The sequence below is a fragment of the Hoeflea ulvae genome (assembly GCF_026619435.1).
GTDB lineage: Bacteria > Pseudomonadota > Alphaproteobacteria > Rhizobiales > Rhizobiaceae > Hoeflea > Hoeflea ulvae.
In genome coordinates, this window is record NZ_JAOVZQ010000001.1 from 1,065,637 (window position 1) to 1,087,267 (window position 21,631).

General features: G+C 62.9%; 18 protein-coding genes and 2 pseudogenes. 12 read left to right on the plus strand and 8 right to left on the minus strand.

The features are described from left to right. Positions 1–121: 121 nt before the first annotated feature. The 3 genes and pseudogenes from OEG82_RS05035 (at position 122) to OEG82_RS05045 (ending at position 2,334) form a co-directional block, all read left to right on the plus strand. Positions 122–1,048: a sulfite exporter TauE/SafE family protein gene (locus OEG82_RS05035; protein WP_267611351.1), complete on the plus strand. Its 927-nt coding sequence runs from the start codon at positions 122–124 to the stop codon at positions 1,046–1,048. Further along, positions 1,048–1,853 (plus strand): annotated as a pseudogene (locus tag OEG82_RS05040) (TIGR02186 family protein). The gene OEG82_RS05035 and the pseudogene OEG82_RS05040 overlap by 1 nt, the downstream one beginning before the upstream one ends. A gap of 31 nt (positions 1,854–1,884) precedes the next feature. Then, on the plus strand, positions 1,885–2,334 hold the full coding sequence (locus OEG82_RS05045) for a DUF3429 domain-containing protein (protein ID WP_267611352.1): 450 nt from the start codon (positions 1,885–1,887) through the stop codon (positions 2,332–2,334). Between the two features lie 21 nt (positions 2,335–2,355). Here the strand turns inward: OEG82_RS05045 and pdeM are convergent, their stop codons facing one another. Together pdeM and OEG82_RS05055 are read right to left on the minus strand one after the other, a co-directional pair. Continuing rightward, positions 2,356–3,084: a ligase-associated DNA damage response endonuclease PdeM gene (gene pdeM / locus OEG82_RS05050; protein ID WP_267611353.1), complete on the minus strand. Its 729-nt coding sequence runs from the start codon at positions 3,082–3,084 to the stop codon at positions 2,356–2,358. A gap of 15 nt (positions 3,085–3,099) precedes the next feature. Next, the gene (locus OEG82_RS05055; RefSeq protein WP_425497631.1) at positions 3,100–5,640 is read right to left on the minus strand and encodes a ligase-associated DNA damage response DEXH box helicase; all 2,541 of its coding nucleotides are present in this window, start codon (positions 5,638–5,640) and stop codon (positions 3,100–3,102) included. Positions 5,641–5,774: 134 nt separating this feature from the next. Here OEG82_RS05055 and OEG82_RS05060 point away from each other — a divergent pair, with 134 nt between their 5' ends. Together OEG82_RS05060 and OEG82_RS05065 are read left to right on the plus strand one after the other, a co-directional pair. Further along, positions 5,775–6,275, plus strand: coding sequence for an Rrf2 family transcriptional regulator (locus OEG82_RS05060; RefSeq protein ID WP_267611354.1), 501 nt, complete (start codon positions 5,775–5,777; stop codon positions 6,273–6,275). Between the two features lie 28 nt (positions 6,276–6,303). Continuing rightward, positions 6,304–6,765: a carboxymuconolactone decarboxylase family protein gene (locus OEG82_RS05065; protein ID WP_267611355.1), complete on the plus strand. Its 462-nt coding sequence runs from the start codon at positions 6,304–6,306 to the stop codon at positions 6,763–6,765. A 37-nt stretch (positions 6,766–6,802) separates the two neighbouring features. On the opposite strand, the gene OEG82_RS05070 is transcribed toward OEG82_RS05065, so the two are convergent. After that, positions 6,803–7,807, minus strand: a complete 1,005-nt coding sequence (locus tag OEG82_RS05070; RefSeq protein WP_267611356.1) for a methyltransferase — start codon at positions 7,805–7,807, stop codon at positions 6,803–6,805. 104 nt (positions 7,808–7,911) lie between these two features. On the opposite strand from OEG82_RS05070, the gene OEG82_RS05075 reads away from it, so the two are divergent. From OEG82_RS05075 to OEG82_RS05085, 3 genes are all read left to right on the plus strand, one after another. Further along, complete coding sequence (locus OEG82_RS05075) at positions 7,912–8,922, plus strand: ligase-associated DNA damage response exonuclease (RefSeq protein WP_267614874.1); 1,011 nt, start codon at positions 7,912–7,914, stop codon at positions 8,920–8,922. A gap of 3 nt (positions 8,923–8,925) precedes the next feature. Then, the gene (locus OEG82_RS05080) at positions 8,926–10,539 is read left to right on the plus strand and encodes a cisplatin damage response ATP-dependent DNA ligase (protein WP_267611357.1); all 1,614 of its coding nucleotides are present in this window, start codon (positions 8,926–8,928) and stop codon (positions 10,537–10,539) included. Positions 10,540–10,602: 63 nt separating this feature from the next. Then, positions 10,603–10,869: a DUF6460 domain-containing protein gene (locus OEG82_RS05085; RefSeq protein ID WP_267611358.1), complete on the plus strand. Its 267-nt coding sequence runs from the start codon at positions 10,603–10,605 to the stop codon at positions 10,867–10,869. A gap of 2 nt (positions 10,870–10,871) precedes the next feature. Here OEG82_RS05085 and OEG82_RS05090 read toward each other — a convergent pair. Continuing rightward, positions 10,872–11,776 (minus strand): annotated as a pseudogene (locus OEG82_RS05090) (histone deacetylase family protein). A gap of 71 nt (positions 11,777–11,847) precedes the next feature. Then, on the minus strand, positions 11,848–13,041 hold the full coding sequence (locus tag OEG82_RS05095; protein ID WP_267611359.1) for a GGDEF domain-containing protein: 1,194 nt from the start codon (positions 13,039–13,041) through the stop codon (positions 11,848–11,850). Positions 13,042–13,299: 258 nt separating this feature from the next. On the opposite strand from OEG82_RS05095, the gene OEG82_RS05100 reads away from it, so the two are divergent. After that, on the plus strand, positions 13,300–14,592 hold the full coding sequence (locus tag OEG82_RS05100; RefSeq protein ID WP_267614876.1) for an MATE family efflux transporter: 1,293 nt from the start codon (positions 13,300–13,302) through the stop codon (positions 14,590–14,592). A gap of 2 nt (positions 14,593–14,594) precedes the next feature. Here the strand turns inward: OEG82_RS05100 and OEG82_RS05105 are convergent, their stop codons facing one another. Then, the gene (locus OEG82_RS05105) at positions 14,595–15,674 is read right to left on the minus strand and encodes a quinone-dependent dihydroorotate dehydrogenase (RefSeq protein ID WP_267611360.1); all 1,080 of its coding nucleotides are present in this window, start codon (positions 15,672–15,674) and stop codon (positions 14,595–14,597) included. Then, positions 15,671–16,018 carry a DUF952 domain-containing protein gene (locus tag OEG82_RS05110; protein ID WP_267611361.1) on the minus strand — a complete coding sequence of 116 codons (348 nt, stop codon included), beginning with the start codon at positions 16,016–16,018 and terminating at the stop codon, positions 15,671–15,673. The genes OEG82_RS05105 and OEG82_RS05110 overlap by 4 nt, the downstream gene beginning before the upstream one ends. A gap of 124 nt (positions 16,019–16,142) precedes the next feature. On the opposite strand from OEG82_RS05110, the gene OEG82_RS05115 reads away from it, so the two are divergent. Both OEG82_RS05115 and OEG82_RS05120 read left to right on the plus strand, forming a co-directional pair. Beyond that, a complete protein-coding gene (locus OEG82_RS05115) occupies positions 16,143–16,583 on the plus strand; it encodes a hypothetical protein (protein ID WP_267611362.1) in 441 nt (146 codons plus the stop codon). A gap of 194 nt (positions 16,584–16,777) precedes the next feature. After that, entirely contained in the window at positions 16,778–17,434 is a 657-nt protein-coding gene (locus OEG82_RS05120) for a response regulator (RefSeq protein WP_267611363.1), read from the plus strand. A gap of 21 nt (positions 17,435–17,455) precedes the next feature. On the opposite strand, the gene OEG82_RS05125 is transcribed toward OEG82_RS05120, so the two are convergent. Next, entirely contained in the window at positions 17,456–20,956 is a 3,501-nt protein-coding gene (locus tag OEG82_RS05125) for a PAS domain-containing hybrid sensor histidine kinase/response regulator (RefSeq protein ID WP_267611364.1), read from the minus strand. Between the two features lie 237 nt (positions 20,957–21,193). Between OEG82_RS05125 and mscL the strand changes: the two genes are divergently transcribed. Next, positions 21,194–21,607, plus strand: coding sequence for a large conductance mechanosensitive channel protein MscL (gene mscL, locus OEG82_RS05130; RefSeq protein ID WP_267611365.1), 414 nt, complete (start codon positions 21,194–21,196; stop codon positions 21,605–21,607). Positions 21,608–21,631 lie beyond the last annotated feature (24 nt).

Sequence of the window (21,631 nt, forward strand, 5' to 3'; positions counted from 1 at the left end):
ACCGCATCCGTTTCAAGATGCTACCGGCAGATTTGACTTGCGTGATCGAAACGCGCAATACGGCTTTGCCGGGCACAGCTTGGCCTAACCCTTTCCTGCCATTGACGCCCGGGGGCGCAAGGTGAGCATCTACCTTCCGATCGCTGAATTGTCGGTCAATGTCTTCGTCATTCTCGGGATGGGCGCGGCAGTCGGGTTCCTGTCCGGCATGTTCGGCGTCGGCGGCGGATTCCTGATCACGCCGCTTCTGATCTTCTACAATATTCCCCCTGCCGTCGCTGTTGCCACCGGCGCCAATCAGGTGGTCGCGTCCTCGGTCTCGGGCGCGCTGGCGCATTTCCGGCGCGGCACGCTCGACATCAAGCTCGGGCTTGTGCTTCTTGCCGGGGGTCTTGCCGGCGCGACGGTCGGCATACAGATCTTCTCCATGCTGCGCCGGCTCGGTCAGCTCGACCTGATCATTTCGCTGCTCTATGTCGTCTTTCTGGGCTCCATCGGCGGCCTGATGCTGTGGGAGAGCGTCAATTCTATGCGCCGCGCCTCCAAGAACCAGGCCGTCTCGTCGCGCAAGCCCGGGCAGCACAATTGGGTGCACCGGCTGCCGTTCAAGATGCGGTTCAAGCGCTCGAAGCTCTATCTCAGTGCCATTCCGGTCATCCTGCTCGGCTTTGCGATCGGCATCCTGACCTCGGTCATGGGGGTCGGCGGCGGCTTCATCATGGTTCCGGCGATGATCTACCTGCTCAGGATTCCGACCAATGTGGTGATCGGGACATCGCTGTTCCAGATCATCTTCGTCACAGCCTTCACCACCATCGTCCAGGCCGCCACCAACTTTTCGGTCGACATCGTGCTGGCCTGGCTGTTGATGACCGCCGGCGTCATCGGCGCGCAATATGGTGTCCGCGTCGGCCAGAAGATGCGTGGCGAGCAATTGCGTGCCGGCCTCGCGCTGCTGGTTCTGGGCGTCGGTATCCGGCTCGGCTTCGGACTGATCCTGCCGCCGGACGAAGTCTATTCCGTGGTCAGCGGGAGCTTCGGGTTCTGATGCGCACGGCTGTCTTGACGTTTCTTGGAGTTCTGACCGCCGCGGGTCCGGCCATGGCCCAACTGGCCGATCACACGGTCACGATCAACGACAAGTATTCCGAGCGGATCGACATCGGCATTTCGACCAATGAAATCGCCATCACCTCGGATTTTTCCGGAGCCGACATCACGGTCTTCGGCGCCATCGACGGCGCCGACGAATTGCTGTTGGCCACCTTCGCCTATGATATCGTGGTGGCGCTGGAAGGTCCGCGCAAGTCGAGCACGGTGCGCCGCAAGGAACGCGTTGCCGGGATCTGGATGAACCGCCATTCGATCCGCTTCGAGCCGATCCCGGCCTCCTATTCGATGTCGAGCACCCGACCCTGGCAAACATCGCCAATCTGATGGAACTCGCCTCGCGCGACATCGGCATCAACAATATTCGTCTGGTTCCGACCGGCGGCGTCGGCGATGGCTCGCGCCTGACCGAGTTTCGCGAGGCATTGCGCCGCATCAAGCAGGCCAGCGGGCTCTATCAGCGCGCCCCGACCGGAGTCCAGTTCATTTCCAAGTCGCTGTTCCGCGCCACCGTGCGGCTTCCGGCCAACATTCCCGTCGGCCAGCACAAGGTCCGCGCGGTCTTGTACAAGAACAACCAGTTCGTGATGGAAAAGGTGATCCCGCTGCGCGTGGTCAAAACCGGCCTGGAGCAGTTCATCTACAATCTGGCGCATGGCTATCCGCTCGGCTACGGCATTCTCGCCGTGCTGCTTGCCGGCGTGACCGGATGGCTGGGAAGCATCATTTTCCGCAGGGATTGAACCTGCGGCCACACTGCCGGGAATTTTCCTCATGCAACAGCAAGCTGACAATCGGACAATCGCCACGGCCTGGTTCCTGGCCGGTCTCGGCGCCGTGCCATTCGTGGCGATGGCCCTGGCAGCGGCGGTGTCGCCGGGCTTTGCAGCCGCGCATCTGGGCGGCGAAACCGCCTTTATGGGCTATGGCGCGGTGATCCTGTCCTTCATGGGCGGTGTGCGCTGGGGTGCGGCACTGTCGCCGACGACCGGACCGGGTGCCGAGCGGATGATCCTCAGCGTGGCGCCGTCACTTGCGGCCTGGCTGGCGCTGCTAATCGATCGGCCCTGGTCGCTGCTCCTGCTTCTGGCGGGATTCGTGCTTCAGGGCCTCTGGGACGTCGCAAGTGCCCGCAACGGCAGTCTGCCCGCATGGTTCGGGCGGTTGCGTCTGACCATCAGCGCGATCGTGGCGGCATCCATCCTGCTCGTTCTTCTCACGTGACCGGTTGGCACCCGTGCGCGGTCAGCCATTGATGCGGTTGAAGGCGACGGAATAGATCCGGTCGCGGCCAATCAGATGGGCGATCAGTTCGCTCTGGGCAAACAGGCCGCGCATCGCCGGGTGGCGCAATTCCAGCCCGCCGGTGGTTGACCCGAATGCGGGCATCAGCAGCCGTTTGCCGTCGCTGGCAAAACATGGCCGGCGCACACCCTTGCCGCGCCGCACCACGCGGGCGGAGGGATGCAGATGCCCGGCAATTTCGCCATCGGCGATGCCGTATCTGGGCTCGTGACGAAACACCAGGGTTTCAACGTGGAGTTCGCTGCACCAGCCGCCTTCGAGTCCGGTTGGCCGGTCCGGGTCGTGATTGCCCTCGATCCAGCTCCACTCACGCCCCCGTTGCAGCGCCAGCAGCTGCTCCCGGTAACAATCGGGCAAGTGCTGCGAGCCGGTCCGGTCATGAAAGCTGTCGCCGAGACTGATCACCAGCCGCGGCGCGTAGCGGGCAATCGCCTCGCCGAGCCGGGCCAGGGTGGCGGCGGTGTCATAGGGCGGCAGCAACATGCCGCGGCGGGCAAAGGCGGCGCCCTTTTCCAGATGCAGATCGGACACCACCAGCACACCGCTGTCAGGCAGCCACAGCACGCCGGCGCGGTCGCAGCACACGGCGGTACCGTTGACGTCGAGGTCGATCGCCGTTGGTCCGGCGGGCACGGGCCCGATAGTTAACGCCGCAATCGCGCCGTGCATGGCAGTTTCCTTCAATCAGGGCAGGGACCCGAGACTCTGCGCCTCGGCAAGCAGATCTTCCGCGGCTTCGGCCAAAATGCTCTCATGCGCTTCGCCGGTGACCGGCTCACGGCCGATTTCCAGCATGATCGGGACCGCCAGCGGCGAGATGCGGTCAAGCGCCCGGTGCCGGATATGGCCCTTGATTCGCTTGAGCATAATACCGAGCCGGTGAATATCCAAAAGCCCCTGTGCCGCATCCGCGCGGGTTGCCTGCAGCAGGACATGGTCGGGTTCGTGGCTTCTGAGCACGTCATAGATCAGGTCGGCAGAAACCGTGACCTGGCGGCCGGTCTTCTCCTTGCCGGGGTGACGCCGTTCGATCAGCCCGGAGATCACCGCGCAGGCGCGGAAGGTGCGCTTGAGCAGCCAGGATTCATTCAGCCAGGCATCCAGATCATCACCGAGCATGTCCTCGTCAAACAAGTCTCCGAGATCCAGCCGTCCGTCGGCAATCATCGCGCCCATGTCTTCCAACCCCCAGATGGCCAGCGAATAGTCGGTCGCGACAAATCCCAGCGGTTGCGCCCGCATCCGCTCCAGCCGCCGGGTCAGCAACATGCCCAGCGTCTGGTGCGCGACCCGGCCTTCAAAGGGATAAAACACCATGTAGTGCCGCTCGGCCCGCGGAAAGGTCTCGATCAGCAGGCTGTCCCTGGCCGGCAGCAACGAGACCTGCTGCTGCATCCGCAGCCAGTCCGACACCTGGTCAGGCAGCGCGCCCCATTGGTCCGGATCGGCAATCATCGCCCGCACGCCATCGGCCAGGTAGGTCGACAGCGGAAACTTGCCTCCGGCATAGGCGGGCACTTTCGGATCCTGGTCCCAGGCCTTGGAGACCATGCATTCGTTCTCGCGGATGCCTTCAAATCTGAGAATTTTTCCCGAAAACAGGAATGTGTCGCCCGGTGCCAGGGTTTCGAGAAAATACTCCTCGACCTTGCCCAGCGGCGGGCCGCCGCGCCCGGTCAGTGCCCCGTTCTTGCGGCTGGTCATCCGCACATTGAGCATCGGCGCCTCGATAATGGTACCGATATTGAGCCGGTATTGCTGCGCCACCTGCGGATTGGAGATCCGCCACAGCCCGTCTGCGCGCTTGCGGATCCGGGCGTAGCGGTCATAGCTTTTGAGCGCATAGCCACCGGTGGCGACGAATTCGATCACCTTGTCGAAGGTATCGCGGTCAAGCCAGGCATAGGGTGAGGCACCGGTCACTTCCGCATAGAGCTCGTCCGCATCAAACGGCGCGGCGGCAGCCATGCCGAGCACATGCTGTGCGAGCACGTCCAGCCCGCCATCGCCGCCGGGCGGTGTGTCCTGGGCGCCGACATAATTGGCATCGATCGCGGCCTGGCATTCCAGCACCTCGAACCGGTTGGCCGGTGTCAGGATCGCCCGGCTCGGTTCGTCCATGCGGTGGTTCGACCGCCCGATGCGCTGCGCCAGACGGCTGGCACCCTTGGGCGCGCCGACATGGATGACCAGATCGACATCGCCCCAGTCAATGCCGAGATCGAGCGTGGAGGTGGCGACCACGGCGCGCAGCTCGTTGCGTCCCATCGCCGCTTCCACCCGCCGCCGCTGCGCCGCATCGAGCGAACCGTGATGCAGCGCGATCGGCAGGCTGTCGTCATTGATCCGCCAGAGCTCCTGGAACAGCAGTTCCGCCTGGCTGCGGGTGTTGACGAAGATCAGCGTGGTGCGGTGGTCCTTGATGGTCTGGTAGACATCGGGAATCGCGTAGCGCGCCGAATGTCCGGACCAGGGGATACGGTCGGCGGTTTCGAGAATGGTGATCAGCGGACTGGCGCCGCCGGCAACGGTGATGCGGCCGGCCAGTTCGTCTGTTTCCCGCGATTGCGGCACCAGCCAGCGCTGCAGCGCTTCCGGATCTGCCACGGTTGCCGACAACCCGATGGTGCGCAGGCCGGGCGCCAGCTTGCGCAGACGCGCCAGCGCCAACGACAGCAGATGCCCGCGCTTCGACGCAATCAGCGAATGCAGCTCGTCGAAGATCACATAGCGCAAACCGGCAAACAGCCGCTCGGCATGCTGGTTGGCAATCAGCAGCGAGACCTGCTCCGGCGTGGTCAGCAGGATGTCGGGCGGATCGCTGCGCTGCCGGGCGCGCTTGGATTGCGGGGTGTCGCCGGTCCGGGTTTCTATCCGCACCGGCAGGCCCATCTCCTCGACCGGGCGGGCCAGATTGCGTTCGATGTCGACCGCTAGTGCTTTCAGGGGTGAGATGTAGAGCGTGTGCAGCGACCGGAAGCCGGCTGCACCCGGCTTGGGTTTGCCGCGCGTGGTCAGTTCGGTCAGGCTCGGCAGGAATCCGGCCAGCGTCTTGCCGGCGCCGGTGGGCGCGATCAGCAGCATCGAGCGTCCGGATGCGGTCTCTGCCAGCAGTTCCAGCTGATGCGCACGCGGCTGCCAGCCACGGCTGGAGAACCAGCCGAGGAACGGCTCGGGCAGATCAAAACCCGGAGTGTCAGTGGGTGGCGCGGAATCGGCTTTCACATGGGTCAATGTAGTGCAGGCCTGGCGACAGTCCAAGCTTGGGCATGACGATCAGCCCAAATGACCAGGAGACAGCCTTGTTGACAGCTTTTCCGAATCATGGATAAATTATATCCATGAATAAGGATGATGATATGAAGCTCAGTGACGGCGTCGAGCAAGCCATACACAGCGTGACCATGCTGGCTGGACTGGAAACAGATGCCGTGCTCTCGGCGGCCAGTCTTGCCGAGTTTCACGGAGTGTCGACAAGTTATCTGCTCAAGCACCTGCAAGCCCTTTCCGGCGCCGGCATTCTGGCGACCGTGCCCGGACCGAAAGGCGGCTACCGGCTGGCCCGCCCGCCGCACTCCATCAGTCTGCTCGACATCGTGCTTGCCGTTGAAGGACCGAGGCCGGCCTTTCGCTGCAACGAGATCCGGCAGCGCGGGCCAAATCCCTTGCCTGGCCGCTACTTCACCGCGCCCTGTGGCATCAATGCGGCCATGCTCAGGGCCGAGAAGGCCTACCGCCGTGAGCTCGCCGGCGTCACAGTGGCCGGCCTCATCACCGACCTCGCAGAAATGGACGACGGCGGAATCGTATCCCGTGGCTGCGCCTTCCTCGAGCTTCATCAACGCAAACCGGCCCGCTGAGGCCAGCATCACCGAAAAGGAGACAATGATGCACCCACGTCTTGATTTTCACAAAGCCGCGCCTGAGGCCCTCAAGGCGGTTCTGCAACTCGAGACCTATGTCCAGAATTCCGGTCTCGACCGCCGCTTCATCCATCTGATCAAGCTGCGCGCATCGCAGATCAATGGCTGTGCCTACTGCGTCGACATGCACGTCAAGGAATCCCGTCATGATGGGCTGAGCGAGCAATGGATCAACCTGATGTCCGTCTGGAGAGAAGCAGGTGTCTACGACGCGCGCGAGCGGGCATTGCTTGGCTGGGTCGACGCTGTCACCAATGTCGCGCAAACCGGTATTCCGGACGCCGACTTCGAAGCGCTCAGGGCACATTTCAGCGATGAGGACATCATGAAGATCACTGTGACGATCGGCATGATCAATACCTGGAACAGGCTCGCTGTCGGTTTCCGCAGCCCGCATCCCATCGATCAACCGGCCGAGGCTGCCTGAGAGTTGCGGTCACGACCACCGCGCCGCCGTTTCACCATCAGTTGATGGCGATGGTCTGCGGCGCGGTTTGCGGCACAACGGTCACTTTGTCCCCGGTCGTGGCGCGCATGTCCGGCCGCTTGCGCGCCACGGCCAGCAGACCTGAAATCGTGTTGGCGCCATCGCGGCGGATCGGCTCGCGCGACACGCTCAGCACATCGAAGCCATGGCGCTCCAGCACGCGCAGGAGATAGTTTTCGCCATGGCAGTAGCGCAGCGATGCCTGCAGCAGCCAGTCACAGTCATCTGCGCCCGCTTCCAGCGACAGCGCCAGAAGGCCGTTGTCAGCCGTCAGCTTTGCGGCCACCGCCATTACCGGATCAAGATCGCCGAAATAGGCAAAGACATCGGCAGCGGCGACCAGATCGGCCGGCGCAGCACCCTGGCGCCGCGCGGCCGTGATGCCATAAAGGATGTCGGCCTGGCCGAGATGATCGTAAACGCCCTTGTCCGTGGCCTTGGCCAGCATGCCCTGCGACAGGTCATAGCCTTCCAGCCAGGACGTCATGTGCCGGATCCGCTCGCCGAACAGGCCGGTGCCGCAGCCCAGATCGATGGTCTTTGCAAACAGGGTGTGTTCCCCGGCGGCCTCGCTGATCAGCGCAGCCAGCCGTTGCGGGACACGGTAGTCCAGATTGTTGACCAGCGCCGTGTCGAAGCGGGCCGAATAATCGTCAAACAGCGCCTCGACATATTCGGATGGCGGAATCGACGGCGCTTCGGCCTGGCCGGTGAGCGACAGCTTCAGCCCTGCGCCGAAGATATCGACCGGTGACAGCGCCAGCACCTTGCGCCAGGCTTCCGCAGCGCCTGCGAGATTGCCGGATTTCTCGCGATAATCGCCAAGCCCGTGCCAACCGGCGGCCCAGGCGGGCGTCAGTTCAAGCGCCTGCGCCTGCAGGTCGGCTGCCGCAGTGTAATCGCCGCCTTCAGCATACAGACGCGCATACTGGGCGCGGCGATCGGCAGTCAGATCGCCCGAGGAAAGCTGGTGTGATGTCATGTGTGAACCGAAAAGGAACTGTGGCCGCAGCCTATGCGTTGGGACCTGATAAAACGCAAGCCCTTTCGAATGCGGTAGATCCGCCCTAGTTGATAATCATGGCAATGAAACCCGAAGACCTGCTGATCCCCCGCCGCGAAGGGCTCTATTGCCCGCCGGGCGATTTCTTCATCGATCCGGTGCGCGGCGTCGACCGGGCGCTGATCACCCATGGCCATGCTGACCATGCCCGCGCCGGTCATGGCCACGTGCTGGCAACCCCGCAAACGCTTGACATCATGGCAATCCGCTACGGCGCCGATCATGCCGGGCAAACCCAGGGCGCGGAGTTCGGTGAAACGGTCCGCATCAACGATGTGACGGTCAGTTTTCACCCCGCCGGTCATGTTCTGGGCTCGGCCCAGATAGCGGTCGAGTGCAACGGACTGCGCATCGTTGCCTCCGGCGATTACAAGCCGCGACCGGACCCGACCTGTACCACATTCGAACCGGTGGCTTGCGATGTCTTCATCACCGAGGCGACCTTCGCGCTGCCGGTGTTTCGCCATCCCGATGCTGCGCATGAAATCAGCCGCCTGTTGCGCTCGGTCAGCCGCAACCCCGAGCGCGCGCATCTGATCGGAGTCTATTCGCTGGGCAAGGCGCAGCGGGTGATCCGGCTGATCCGTGACGCCGGCTATCATCAGCCGCTCTATATTCACGGCGCGCTGAAGAAACTGTGCGACTATTATGAGAGCCAGGGCACCGCGCTGGGCGATCTGCGCCCGGCCACGGTGGAAACCGGCGCCAAGGGTGATTTTGCCGGTGCCATCGTGCTCGGACCGCCCTCGGCCTTTGGCGACAAATGGGCCCGCCGCTTTCCCGATCCGCTGGTCAGCTTCGCCTCGGGCTGGATGCAGGTCCGCGCCCGCGCCCGGCAGCGCGGGGTCGAACTGCCGCTGGTGATTTCCGATCATGCCGACTGGGATGAACTGGCCGAAACCATAAATACCGTCGCGCCGGGCGAGGTCTGGGTCACCCATGGCCGCGAGGAAGCGCTGGTGCGCTGGTGCGAGATGCAGGGCATCGCCGCCAAGCCCCTGCATCTGGTCGGCTATGAAGATGAGGGGGACTGATCCGTGAACCGATTTGCCGATCTCCTCGACATGCTGGCTTTCACGCCCTCGCGCAATGCAAAGCTGTCGCTGTTGCAGGACTATTTCCGCACCGTTCCGGACCCCGAGCGTGGTTACGCGCTTGCCGCCATCGCCCGCGATCTGGACATTCCGGCGGTCAAGCCGGCGCAATTGCGCGAGCTGATATCCGCCCGCATGGACCCCGAACTGTTCGGCTATTCCTATGATTATGTCGGCGATCTGGCCGAAACCATCGCGCTCGCCTGGCCCCAGCGGGGCGCAGCGCTTGCCGGCCGCAACGACGCGCCGGGGCTGACCGAGGTGGTCGAGACCCTGGTCAAATCCTCGCGCCGCGAAGGTCCCGCCCTGGTCGAGGGCTGGCTCGACCGGCTCGACCCGCCCGGGCGTTACGGCCTGCTCAAACTGGTCACGGGCGGTTTTCGCATGGGGCTTTCCGGCCGGTTGATCAAGCAGGCGCTCGCCGCATTTGGTAATGTCAACGTCAACGAGATCGAGGAGCTCTGGCACGGGCTGACGCCGCCCTATGCGGAGCTGTTTGCCTGGCTCGAGGGCTCCGGCGACAAACCGGTCAATGCCAGCGCTGCCCCGTTCCGCCCGGTGATGCTGTCGCATGCCATCGATACAAAGGAATTCGACAAGCTAGATCCGGCGGATTTCGTGGCCGAATGGAAATGGGACGGCATCCGCGTGCAGGCCACGTCCGAGCGTGGCATCAGCCGACTTTACACCCGCACCGGCGACGACATTTCTGCAGCCTTCCCGGACCTGGTCGACGCGATTTCCTTTGAGGGCGCGCTGGATGGCGAATTGCTGGTGGCCCGGCCTTCAGACGGCGGCATCGAGACCGGCAGTTTCTCTGATCTGCAGCAGCGCCTCAACCGCAAGACCGTGAGCGCCAGGCAATTGCGCGACCATCCGGCCTTCTTTCGCGCCTATGACGTGCTTCAGGCTGGTGAAGAGGACCTGCGCGCAAAGCCGTTTTTTGAGCGGCGGGTCCGGCTGGAATCCTTCGTCGCCGACCTCGATCTGACGCGGTTCGACTGTTCCGAACTCCTCGAATTTGCCGATTGGCAGGACCTTGCCGCACGCCGTGCCGATCCGCCCTTTGCGGTGATCGAGGGCGTGATGATCAAGCGCAAGGCCGCACCCTATCTTCCCGGACGGCCCAAGGGCGAATGGTTCAAGTGGAAACGCGATCCGTTCCTGATCGATGCGGTGCTGATGTATGCCCAGCGCGGCCACGGCAAGCGTTCGGGCTTTTATTCCGATTATACTTTCGGGGTCTGGCGCGAGCCGGGGGAGCTGGTCCCTGTCGGCAAGGCCTATTTCGGTTTCACCGATGACGAGCTGATCGAGATCGACAAATATGTCCGCAACAACACCATCGAGCGGTTCGGCCCGGTGCGTTCGGTCCGCGCCGGCGTGGACAAGGGGCTCGTGTTCGAAATTGCCTTCGAGGGCATCGCCCGCTCCAGCCGCCACAAATCCGGCGTCGCCATGCGTTTCCCGCGCATCAGCCGCCTGCGCTGGGACAAGCCCCCGGCGGAAGCGGACCGGCTGGAAACACTTGAGCGGATGATCGACAGCGCTGCATGACACACTTGCCCGGCGCCGCCTGCATGACTATGTGAAGGGCAACGCAACACGGGAACAACCGGCATGAGCAATGGTCTGACACGCTTTCTGGGCGATACGCCTGGCCGCACCGCACTCAAATTGCTGGTCGCGTCCTTCGTCGTCGGCGTGATCATGGCCGCGTTCAACTGGTATCCGGTCGACCTTCTCTACATGGCCCGTGATTTCCTGGTCAATCTCTGGGAAACCGGCTTTGCGGCGCTGGGGCGCTTCGGCAGCTATTTCCTGCTTGGCGCCGGCGTTGTCATCCCCATCTTCATCGTGATGCGGCTGCTCAGCCTGCGCAGGTGATCTCAGGCGAATTCCGACGCCGCTTCGAAGGTGAAGAGATGCCGCCGCGCAACCGCGTCGATGTCACGGCTGTAGCCGCCGCCCAGAACCGAGGCGACCGGAATGCCGCGTTGCCGGAAAAACGAAAACACCCGCCGGTCGCGATCCTTCAAGCCCTGATCGCTCAGCGACAGCCGCCCCAGACGGTCGTCCTGGTGCGGGTCGACACCGGCATTGTAAAACACCAGGTCCGGCGCAAAACCGTCTAAGCTTTGCAGCAACAGCCAGTCGAGCGATTCCAGATAGGCCTCGTCGCGCACGCCGTCGGGCAGGGCGACATCGATGCTGGAGGCCTGCTTGCGCACTGGATAGTTTTTTCGCTGTGCATCGATACGGTGCGGATCGACGGCATGCCGGCACAGATTTCGGCGGTGCCGTCGCCCTGGTGAACATCGAGATCGATCACCAGAACGCGTTCGACCTCCCGGTCCGCGAGCAGCAGCAGTGCAGCCACGGCGACATCGTTGAAGGTGCAGAACCCGGCCCCCTGGGCCCGCCTGGCATGGTGGCTGCCGCCGGCGGTATTGCAGGCGATGCCATGGCTGAGCGCCAGCCGCGCCGCCATCACCGTGCCGGCCGTTGCCAGCTGTGCTCTTATGCTCACCCGTTCATCGACCGGAAACCCGATCTCGCGCTCGATGAGGGCGGGCACGGTGCAGGCCAGCACCTGGTCCACATAGCTGCGGTGGTGGGCAAGCATCAGCCATCCGGCGGCGGCGGGCGCAGGCGCATGAAATGTTGCCGCCGACCCCAGCCCGGATTGCCTGATCAACTGCATGAGCCGCGTGTATTTTCCCATCGGAAACCGGTGGCCGGGATCAAATCCGGCATCATAGGCAGGGGCGTGGATGATCGGCAGAGATGACATGGGCGGTTTATGCCCGGACCGATTGCGGTCGTCCATCAAAAGCTGTGCGCCGATGGTCTCGGGAGACCGCCTCAGGCCGGCTTGGCTGGCCTGTGCCGTGTGTTTCTCTCAGCCATGGCGCGGCCAGCCATTCTCACCTGGTCGCGGCCATTGTCCTTGGCCTCGTAGAGACCGATATCGGCCATGTGCAGCAGCAGGTCGAGCTCCTCGCCGGTCCCTTCAGCAAGCCCGATGCTGACGGTGATCGGATGGGTTGAGGGAATGTCGGCATGGCTCTGGAGATCGATGGATGCGCGCAGCGCCTCGGCAAAAGCCAGTGCCGCCGCACTGCGTGTATTGGGCAGGAAAATGCCGAACTCTTCCCCGCCCAACCGGCCGACCAGCGCGTGTTCCGGCGTGCTCAATTGCATCAGACCGGCAATTGCCTGGATCACCTGGTCGCCGGCCCGGTGACCATAGCCGTCATTGACGTCCTTGAAATGATCTATGTCGAGCAGCAGGACGGACACCGGACGTGCCGGGGTGGCCTGCCGGGCGAGGGGCTCCGCAGCGGCAAAGAAGCCGCGCCGGTTGAGCAGGCCGCTCAGTGAATCGGTGACCGATTGCTGATTGAGTTCGGCAAACAGGTCTGCGGCAATGCGCAGCATGAACAGGATTGCAAGCACCAGCAGACTGAAGAGGCCTGCCGCCTTGATCGAAACAGCCCAGAACGAAGTCTGCTCGATGGCGCCGATTTGCGGGGCACCTTCCACGAAGAACGAAAGGATGGGGCGTCCCGCCACCAGAATTGCCGCAGCGGCGATGGCAGCAAGAATGCCCAGGTCGATCCGGTCCCGTGTCCGGGCTTTCAATATTGCCTGCATGCCGAACATCAGCAGCACCGCAATTCCGATACTGATGGAAAGGCCGCGCCCGAATGCGTTCTGATGCACGAAATTGATCCAGCAGGCGATGAGGTCGGCCACGACGAGGATCAGGATCAGCAGCCGCGTCGGCGCCTGGCCGGTGTAGCGAAGACAGAGCCCCCTGGTGACAAGCAGCACGCAGACCGGAACGAAGATATTGACGCCGTCCGTCAGCTTGAAGACCGGGTTGAAATAATTCAGGAATTCGAAGGTGAAGCCGAGGCTGCCGATGAAAAAGGCCAGCGCCCAGTTGGCGATATGCATCTTGTGGGGCTGCTGTCTCCAGATCAGGAAGAATGTCAGGGAGAACAGAGTGCCGACGACAGGATTTATGGTCGATAAGATGTATGACGAATCCATGCGAATGCCTTTCAGCCTTTCGGCAGGGTCGACCCAATACGCCATGGAGGTTAAAAAAAGCGCAACCGGCTCGATTGCCCGGAAAGTTGCCATCAATCGGGATGGGTGGCAAAGGCTCTCATCCCACCTCTTTACACGCGGCCTGAACTCGAACAGGAAAGAGCAGTCCTTCCCTGCTGGATCTGCCACGTGACCCATTTGCCCCTGACGCCTGATGTGCTTCCGCCTCCCGGGCGTATCTTCGATGTCAACAACCGCATGGTGCTGGCGATCGCGGTGCCGATGACGCTGGCGTTTCTGACCACGCCGCTCTTGGGCCTTGTCGACACGGCGGTGGTCGGGCGGTTGGGCGACGCGGCGCTGCTCGGCGGGCTGGCGATTGCGGCAATCCTGTTTGATTTTGTCTTCACCACCTTCAACTTCCTGCGCTCCTCGACCACGGGTCTGGTGGCACAAGCCATGGGCCGGGATGACCCGACGGAAGAGCAGGCGGTGTTCTGGCGTTCGCTGATGATCGCGGTTGTTGCCGGAATCGCTGTCATCGCCGCCATTCCGCTGCTTCTGGCCGGCGGGCTGGCCTTCATGGGAGCGCAGGGCGCGGTGGCGGCCGCCGCCTCGACCTATCTGGCGATCCGGGCGCTGTCGGCCCCGGCGGCACTCGCCAATTATGCCATCCTTGGCTATGTGCTCGGCCGCGGCATGGGCGGCACCGGCCTTTTCCTGCAGACGGTGATCAACGGCACCAATGTGCTGCTTTCGATCTGGCTTGGTTTGAAGCTGGGTTACGGCCTTGAGGGGGTCGCGCTGGCGACGGTGATCGCCGAGATGGTGGGCTGCGCCGCGGGGCTGTTGATCATCCGTCGCAAATTTGACCGGGTGCACGCCCCCTCCTGGAAACGCATCATCGACCGGGCTTCGATCCTGAAGCTGATGGCGCTCAACAACGACATCATGATCCGTTCCTTTGCGCTGATCGCCGCCTTCGCCTGGTTTACCCGGCTGGGCACCGGGTTTGGCGAGACCACGCTGGCCGCGAACGCCATTCTGATGAATTTCTTCATGATCGCGGGCTATTATCTTGACGGCTTCGCCACCGCCGCCGAGCAACTGGCAGGCCGCGCCGTCGGCGCACGCTACCGCCCGGCCTTCGAGAAGGCTGTCCGGCTGACCGTAATCTGGGGATTTGCCCTGGCCGGGTTCACAACCATCTTGCTTCTGCTGTTTGGCGGCTGGGTCATCAATCTGATGACGACGCTCGAGTCCGTGCGCATCGAAGCCGGGACCTACATGGTCTGGGCGGCGCTGACCGCCTTGTCCGGCGTGCTCGCCTTCGAGATGGACGGCGTCTTCATCGGCGCCACTTGGTCGCGCGACATGCGCAACATGATGCTGCTGTCGCTGGCGCTGTTTATCGCGCTGTCGCTCGGTCTCACCCAGATCTGGGGCAATCAGGGGCTGTGGATTTCGCTCAACATCTTTCTGGCGGCCCGCGGCTTCACCTTGCTGGCGATCCTGCCGCGCCGCATGGACCGGGCATTCGGTGCGGCCTGATCCTATTCGGGAATGGCCAGGGCGGCGTAATCGGCGGTTCTTGTGTCGCGCAGATCCGAAATCCGGGCCAGGTTCTCACGGTCGCACAGGCGCGACAGGTCGCGCACGATCCGGCCCGGAAGCAAGGGCCCGCCATAGATGAACCCGGTATAGAGCTGCACCAGATCCGCGCCGGCGCGCATTTTTTCCGCCGCCGTCTCGGCACTGTCGATGCCGCCGACACCGATCAGCGGCATGTCTGCGCCAAGCCTTTGCCGCATCTTGGCGAGCACGATGGTCGAGCGCGCAAACACCGGCCGTCCCGACAACCCGCCGGCTTCGCCGCTCTTTGGATCGGCGCTGAGCCCGGTGCGCGACAGCGTGGTGTTGGACACGATCACACCGTCGAGCCTGTGTGCCAGGCATTCCGCGGCAATGTCGTCGAGATCGGGCTCGGTCAGATCCGGCGCGATCTTCAGAAACACCGGTACGCGCTTTGATTTGGCGTCGCGCTCGGCCAGAACCCGGCTCAACAGTTCCGCCAGAGCGTCGCGGCTCTGCAAATTGCGCAGGCCCGGCGTGTTGGGAGAGGACACATTGACGGTGAAATAATCCGCCAGCCCGGCAAAGCGCGAAATGCCGGCGACATAATCGCCGACCCGGTCTGCGGTGTCCTTGTTGGCGCCGATATTGATCCCGAGAATGCCTTCGCGGCGGCGGCCCGAAATCCGGGCATGGGCCTCGGCGTGGCCCTGGTTGTTGAAGCCCAGCCGGTTGATCACTGCATGGTCCTTCACCAGCCGGAAGATCCGCGGCTTCGGATTGCCCGATTGCGGCTTCGGTGTCAGCGTGCCGACTTCGACAAAGCCGAAACCGAGGCGCGACAGCTCGGAAGGCACCTCCGCGTTCTTGTCATAGCCTGCGGCCATTCCGAGCGGATTGGGAAAGGCGAGCCCCGCCAATGTGACCGCGAGGCGCGGATCGCTGCTGCGGCAAGCCGGCACCAGCCCGCTCTTGAGTGCGGTGATCGACAGCCAGTGCGCTGTTTCCGGGTCGAGTGTGAACAGCGCGCTGCGCGCAATCCCGTCAATCAGGCTCTTCATGCCTCCATGTCCGGAAACTGATGCGCGCCGTCTGCTCCCAGTGGAAGCGGCTTGACCCATTTGACCACGGACATCGGCATCTCCGCGTAAAGATGCGGGAACAGGGCGCCGCCGCGGGAGGTTTCAAACACCAGCTTGTCGCCGAGCGCGCCGGCATCGACCGCCACCAGCAACAGGTCATCCTGTCCGGCAAAATGCTTCTGTGCAGTCTCGATTGCCTGGTCGCGGGTGGAGAAATGGATGAAGCCGTCAGCCAGATCCACCGGCGCGCCGGTGAACCGGCCTTCGGCTTCGGCAAGGCGCCAGGGGGCTTGGGGAGTGATCTTGTATATTGTCGTGTGCATGATGGCGTGTCTCGCTTTCCTGCCGCCGGGCGCTTCGGTGCGGTCCATTGGCGGCCTTTCAGGAACCATTCTCGATTTTGTCTTCATTGCGTGTCATCACATATACAAACAGGAGTGTGCCGTCATGACCCGTTTTGCATTGTTTTCAGCTTCCGCCCTCACCTTGATCCTGTCCGGGCAGGCTTTTGCCGAGGAACCACTGGCAAGCCGCTTTACCATGGAAAAGACCGAAAACGGCTTTGTCCGCATGGACACCGCCACCGGCGAGATGTCGATCTGCACCGAAAGATCTGGCCAGCTCGTCTGCAGGCTTGCCACTGATGAGCGCCGCGCCTTCGAAGAAAGTCTGACCGAGCTTTCAGCGCGGGTGACCGCGCTTGAAACCCGGCTTGATTCGCTTGAGTCGGCCGGGGAGACGGAAATCCCGGATGAGGCGGAACTCGACAGGGCCATCGGCGCCATGGAGAAGATGATGCGCCGCTTCTTCGGCATGATCGAGGAACTGCAACGCGACTTTGACGGCAAGCCGATCGTTCCACCCGAACCCATCCCCGACAGAACCTGAACCCGCGCTACCGGTGCGTTATCGTCAACCGCACCGGCCGTGGCAGCAGATCTGGCGCTTCCCGGCATCTGTCCGATCGTGACCGCGCCGGATTGCCGCCCTTGCGCGAAGCATTGCTGCGCCGCTAGACTGCGCGTGGGAAACCGGGCCCCGTGTCCGGTTCGTCGCGGACACGCGATCAGGGGGCAGAGCGCATGGCGCAATTGACACTTATCATAGCCGACGATCATCCTTTGTTTCGCGGGGCCATGCGCCAGGCGCTGGAAGGAATGGGCGCCAGTATCGATATTCTGGAGGCCGGCGATCTTGAAAGCGCTCGCAAGAAAGCCGGCGATCATCCGGAAGCCGATCTCATTCTTCTCGACCTGACCATGCCCGGCGTGTCCGGTCTGTCCGGGCTGATTGCGTTTCGCGCTGAGTTTGCCAGCCTGCCGGTGGTGGTGGTCTCGGCTTCCGACGATCCGCCGACCATGCGCCGGGCGCTAGAGCTGGGCGCATCCGGCTTCATCCCGAAATCCGCCAGCATCGATGAGATTCGCCAGGGCGTGCAGACCGTTCTTGACGGTGGCATCTGGACGCCGCCGGGGGTCGATCTGGGGTCCGAGCACGATCCGGAAATCGCCAGCCTGATTGCCCGCATCCAGACTCTGACCCCGCAACAGGGCAGGGTGCTGGGAATGCTGGCCGAGGGACTGCTCAACAAGCAGATCGCCTATGAACTCAGCGTCTCGGAGGCCACCATCAAGGCTCATGTCTCCGCCGTGCTGCAGAAACTCGGCGTCGACAGCCGCACCCAGGCCGTCATTCAGCTTTCCAAGATCGGCGCCGAAGTCCTCACCCAGAACGATTGAGCGTAAAAGCGCTGCGACCGGTCAAACCGCCGCCCTGCGCCGGGTCACCGTGACCTGGTTGAGAAATGCGCGAAGTGCCGCCGGCTTGATCGGCTTGTTCTGGACCGAGATCCGGTCGACCGCCGCGGTGGAGCGGACTTCCGGGGTGCGGTCTGCCGTGACCAGGAGCGCCGGGATATCCATTCTCCACAATTTGCGCAGCGCGATGATGGTCTCGATGCCGGTGCCGTCGTCGAGATGGTAATCGGCAAAAATGACGTCCGGGGCGTCCTCTGTTTCTGCAATGGTCAGGCTTTCGGTCAGCGAGCCGCAGGCCAGCACCGTGCAGCCCCATCCGCCCAGAAGCAGGGTCATGCCCTCGAGGATCTTCGGCTCATTGTCGATGCACAGCACCCGAAGTCCCTTCAGATTGGTGCCCGGCAGATCCGCGCCGGCGCGTTTGGGCTGAGCCTGGATGCGCTTGATATTGGTTTCAAGCGGCAGTTCGACGCGAAATTCGGTGCCCTTTCCGGCCTGCGAGGCAATATCGACCGGATGCTTGAGCACCCGTGCGATGCGGTCGACGATGGAGAGCCCCAATCCCAGGCCGGAGGCTGTGCGCGCGCCCTCCTCAAGCCGCGCAAATTCACGGAACACGGTCCGGAACTTGCTTGAAGGGATGCCGATGCCGGTGTCGATCACCTGGATGAGGACCTTGTCGCCGCGCCGCCTAACGCCGACCAGCACCCGGCCTTCGCGGGTGTATTTGATCGCATTCGACACCAGGTTCTGCACCAGCCGGCGCAAAAGATTGGGATCGGAGCGCACATAGACGCTGGTCGGCATCACCGTGAATTTGAGGTTGCGCTCGCGCGCCACCGGCGCGAAGTCGGTGACCACCCGCTGCAGCAGATCATTGAGCGGGAAGCTTGCCAGTTGCGGCTTCATCGCGCCGGTGTCGAGCCGGGAAATATCCAGCACCGCGCCGAGAATCGCTTCCACGGATTCGAGCGAGGAATCGATGTTCTGCACCAGCCTCTGGTTGGCGGAATTGCCAAGCCGCTCGACCAGGGTGGACGAATAGAGCCGGGCGGCATTGAGCGGCTGCAAAATGTCATGGCCGGCAGCGGCAAGAAACCGTGTCTTTCCGATATTGGCTTCCTCGGCGGTCAATTGCGCTTTCTCGAGCTCGCGGTTGACCCGGGTCAGCTCGGCGGTCCGGTGCGTCACCCGCTGCTCAAGCGTTTCATTGGCCTGTTTGAGCGCCATGTCGGCGGCCACCCGCTCGGTGATGTCGGCATAGGTGGTGACGATGCCGCTGTCGGGCATCGGGTTTGAGCGGATCTCGACAATCCGCTTGTCCGCGCCGATGGTCAGCGCGAAGGCGGTGTCCATGATCAGAAACCGGTCCAGCGCTTCCTGTTTCTCGCTTTCCTTGATGTCGCCGCGATCAGCCAGGATCGAGATGATGCTTTCCAGTGAGAACCCGACCTGGCCGACATTTTCGGGCAGTTCCAGCAATGACCGGAAGCGCTTGTTCCACACCGTCAGCCGGTTGTTGCTGTCAAACACCGTAATGCCCTGGTTCATCTGCCCAAGTGCAGTCTGCAACAGGTCGCGATTGTATTGCAGCGCTTCGGAAGCCTCGTCGAGCAGGCGTGCCGTGTCGCCGGGAATATCGTCGGCCCGCTCGAACAGCAATGACAAGACCAACCGCGCCGATGCCGAGCCAATGGCGCTGCCGAGCAACTGTTCGGCAAAGCGCAGCATGCCCATGTCCGCCGGGTCATCGGGCTTGATCCACCGCCCGATCGCCCGCTCATGCGAGTGAAACGACCGTTCGGTCCGTTCATGGCCGAGATAGCGGCTGATGGTCTGTTTCAGGTCGGCCACCGTAACCTTGGTCTTCCAGCTGCGGCCCGACGTGGCCAGCCTGCGGCTCTGCGGGATGAACACCGCGGACTGGATACGCTCGATGGATTTGGGACGCCGCGACAGCGAGCCGACGACGTAAAGCAGGCAATTGACCGCCAGGCTCAGCACCACCGCATTGAACAGCGGATCCGAGCCCGGACCGGTAAAGGTGGAGGTGCCGGGAATGACGAAATCGAGAATGGCGGCGGCGACATGGCTGTTGTCCGGTCCGCCCAGGCTCGGCACCATCAGGATATAGGCCCAGATGGCAATGCCGCTGGACAGGCCGGCAACCGCGCCGCGGGCATTGGCCTGGCGCCAGAACAGTCCGCCGAAAAAGGCCGGCGCCAGCTGGGCGATTGCCGCGAAGGACAACAATCCGATCGAGGCCAGTCCGGCATTGATGTCGGCGGCGCGGTAATAGGCGAAGCCGAGCAGAAGGATCCCGACAATCGCGGTGCGCCGGATGATCAGGATCAGGCGCGAAAAGTCGCCGCTCTGGCCACGCCTGTCGCGGCGCCTGAGCACCACCGGAACGATGATGTCGTTCGACACCATGATGGCCACGGCCACAGAGGCGACGATGACCATCGCGGTTGCTGCCGAAAAGCCGCCGATGAAGGTCAGGAGCGCGACCACCGGCATGTCGTTGGCCATCGGCAGGGCCAGCACGAACAGATCGCTGGCCCCGCCGGGCCCGAATTGCAGCACCCCGGCGATGGCCACCGGCAAAACGAAGATGTTGATCGCCACGAGGTAGAGCGGCAGCAGCCAGCCGGCCAGCCGCAACTCGCCGGGCGTCCGGTTTTCCACCACCGCGACGTGGAACTGGCGCGGCAGCAGCACGATGGCAAATGCCGAAAGCACGATCAGCAGGGCCCAGCGCAGCGGCGGCGTTTCATAGCTCAGCGCGGCCATCACATCGGCCTGCGCCGTGGCGGCGCGCAACAGATCCCAGGGGCCGTCATAGAGCATGAAGACCACCGACAGCCCCACCAGCGTGAAGGCCAGCAGCTTGACCAGCGATTCCATTGCAATCGCCAGAATCAGGCCGTCCTGGTGCTCGGTGGCATCGGTATGCCGGGTGCCGAAGATCGCCGCAAAGGCCGCCAGCACCAGTGTCACGAAAAAGGAAATGTCGGACAGGAAGAAGGTTTCGGTGACCCGGTGCAATTGCTCCACATCGACCATCACCGCCACCGAAGAGGAGACCGCCTTGAGCTGCAGCGCGATATAGGGAATGGTTCCGATCACGGCGATAAGCGCCACCAGCGCCGCCACAAGCGGGCTCTTGCCGTAGCGCGCCGCCATGAAGTCGGCGATCGATGTCAGCTTTTCAGCCTTGGCCAGATTGACGATGCGCCGCAGGATCGGCATGCCCAGCGTGAACATCAGGATCGGGCCGATATAGATTGCGGTGAATTCAAGCCCGCGCGAGGCGGCCAGCCCGACGCCGCCGAAATAGGTCCAGGACGTGCAGTAGATTGCCAGACTGAGAGAATAGATAATCGGACGGCCAGCCATCCGTCTGCGTCTCTGCCGGGCTGAACGGTCGCCATAGGTGGCAATGGCAAACAGCATCAGCAGATAGAAAAGAGCTGATCCAAACACCAGCCAGCCGGGCATCATGGTTTCTCGCTCTCCACCGCTCCACAATCGGGCAGCATAGTCTGTATAGGCGGCCAAACAAGACAGCCTTTTGAATGAGATAAAGTGTCTTGTGCGACTTATGCCCATGTATTGGGCATGTGCCCGTTCCTTATTGGGCCATTTATGTTAAAAGCTACGCAAACCGGACTGGCTTTGCGCGCGGGTCGAGCGGTTCATTGCAAGAGGGGCAACGCGCGCTTAACGGAGTAATTGACTATGTTGAACGAGTTCAAGGCATTTATCGCCAAGGGCAATGTCATGGATCTGGCCGTCGGTGTCATCATCGGCGGTGCTTTCGGCCTGATCGTCTCATCCCTGGTGGATGACATCATCATGCCAATCGTCGGCGCCATTTTCGGCGGCATCGATTTTTCCAATTTCTTCATCCCGCTTGCGAGCGGTGTGACGGCAACCACGCTGGAAGCTGCGAAGGAACAGGGCGCTGTGCTGGCCTACGGCAATTTCCTCACGGTTCTGATCAATTTCCTGATCCTGGCCTGGATCATCTTCCTGATGGTCAGGGCGGTCAATTCGCTGCGCAAGGAAGAAGAGGTCGCTCCGGCCGCACCTGCTGCGCCGCCTGCTGACATCGCGCTTCTCAGCGAAATCCGTGATCTCTTGAAGAAGTAAGCCTTCGTTTCTGCGGCAGCGCAG

Coding starts and splice junctions, on each gene's coding strand:
- OEG82_RS05045 (WP_267611352.1), top strand. CDS start 1,885: ATGCAACAGCAAGCTGACAATCGGACAATCGCCACGGCCTGGTTCCTG.
- pdeM (WP_267611353.1), bottom strand. CDS start 3,084: ATGCACGGCGCGATTGCGGCGTTAACTATCGGGCCCGTGCCCGCCGGA.
- OEG82_RS05060 (WP_267611354.1), top strand. CDS start 5,775: ATGAAGCTCAGTGACGGCGTCGAGCAAGCCATACACAGCGTGACCATG.
- OEG82_RS05065 (WP_267611355.1), top strand. CDS start 6,304: ATGCACCCACGTCTTGATTTTCACAAAGCCGCGCCTGAGGCCCTCAAG.
- OEG82_RS05070 (WP_267611356.1), bottom strand. CDS start 7,807: ATGACATCACACCAGCTTTCCTCGGGCGATCTGACTGCCGATCGCCGC.
- OEG82_RS05075 (WP_267614874.1), top strand. CDS start 7,912: ATGAAACCCGAAGACCTGCTGATCCCCCGCCGCGAAGGGCTCTATTGC.
- OEG82_RS05085 (WP_267611358.1), top strand. CDS start 10,603: ATGAGCAATGGTCTGACACGCTTTCTGGGCGATACGCCTGGCCGCACC.
- OEG82_RS05095 (WP_267611359.1), bottom strand. CDS start 13,041: ATGGATTCGTCATACATCTTATCGACCATAAATCCTGTCGTCGGCACT.
- OEG82_RS05100 (WP_267614876.1), top strand. CDS start 13,300: ATGGTGCTGGCGATCGCGGTGCCGATGACGCTGGCGTTTCTGACCACG.
- OEG82_RS05105 (WP_267611360.1), bottom strand. CDS start 15,674: ATGAAGAGCCTGATTGACGGGATTGCGCGCAGCGCGCTGTTCACACTC.
- OEG82_RS05110 (WP_267611361.1), bottom strand. CDS start 16,018: ATGCACACGACAATATACAAGATCACTCCCCAAGCCCCCTGGCGCCTT.
- OEG82_RS05115 (WP_267611362.1), top strand. CDS start 16,143: ATGACCCGTTTTGCATTGTTTTCAGCTTCCGCCCTCACCTTGATCCTG.
- OEG82_RS05120 (WP_267611363.1), top strand. CDS start 16,778: ATGGCGCAATTGACACTTATCATAGCCGACGATCATCCTTTGTTTCGC.
- OEG82_RS05125 (WP_267611364.1), bottom strand. CDS start 20,956: ATGATGCCCGGCTGGCTGGTGTTTGGATCAGCTCTTTTCTATCTGCTG.
- mscL (WP_267611365.1), top strand. CDS start 21,194: ATGTTGAACGAGTTCAAGGCATTTATCGCCAAGGGCAATGTCATGGAT.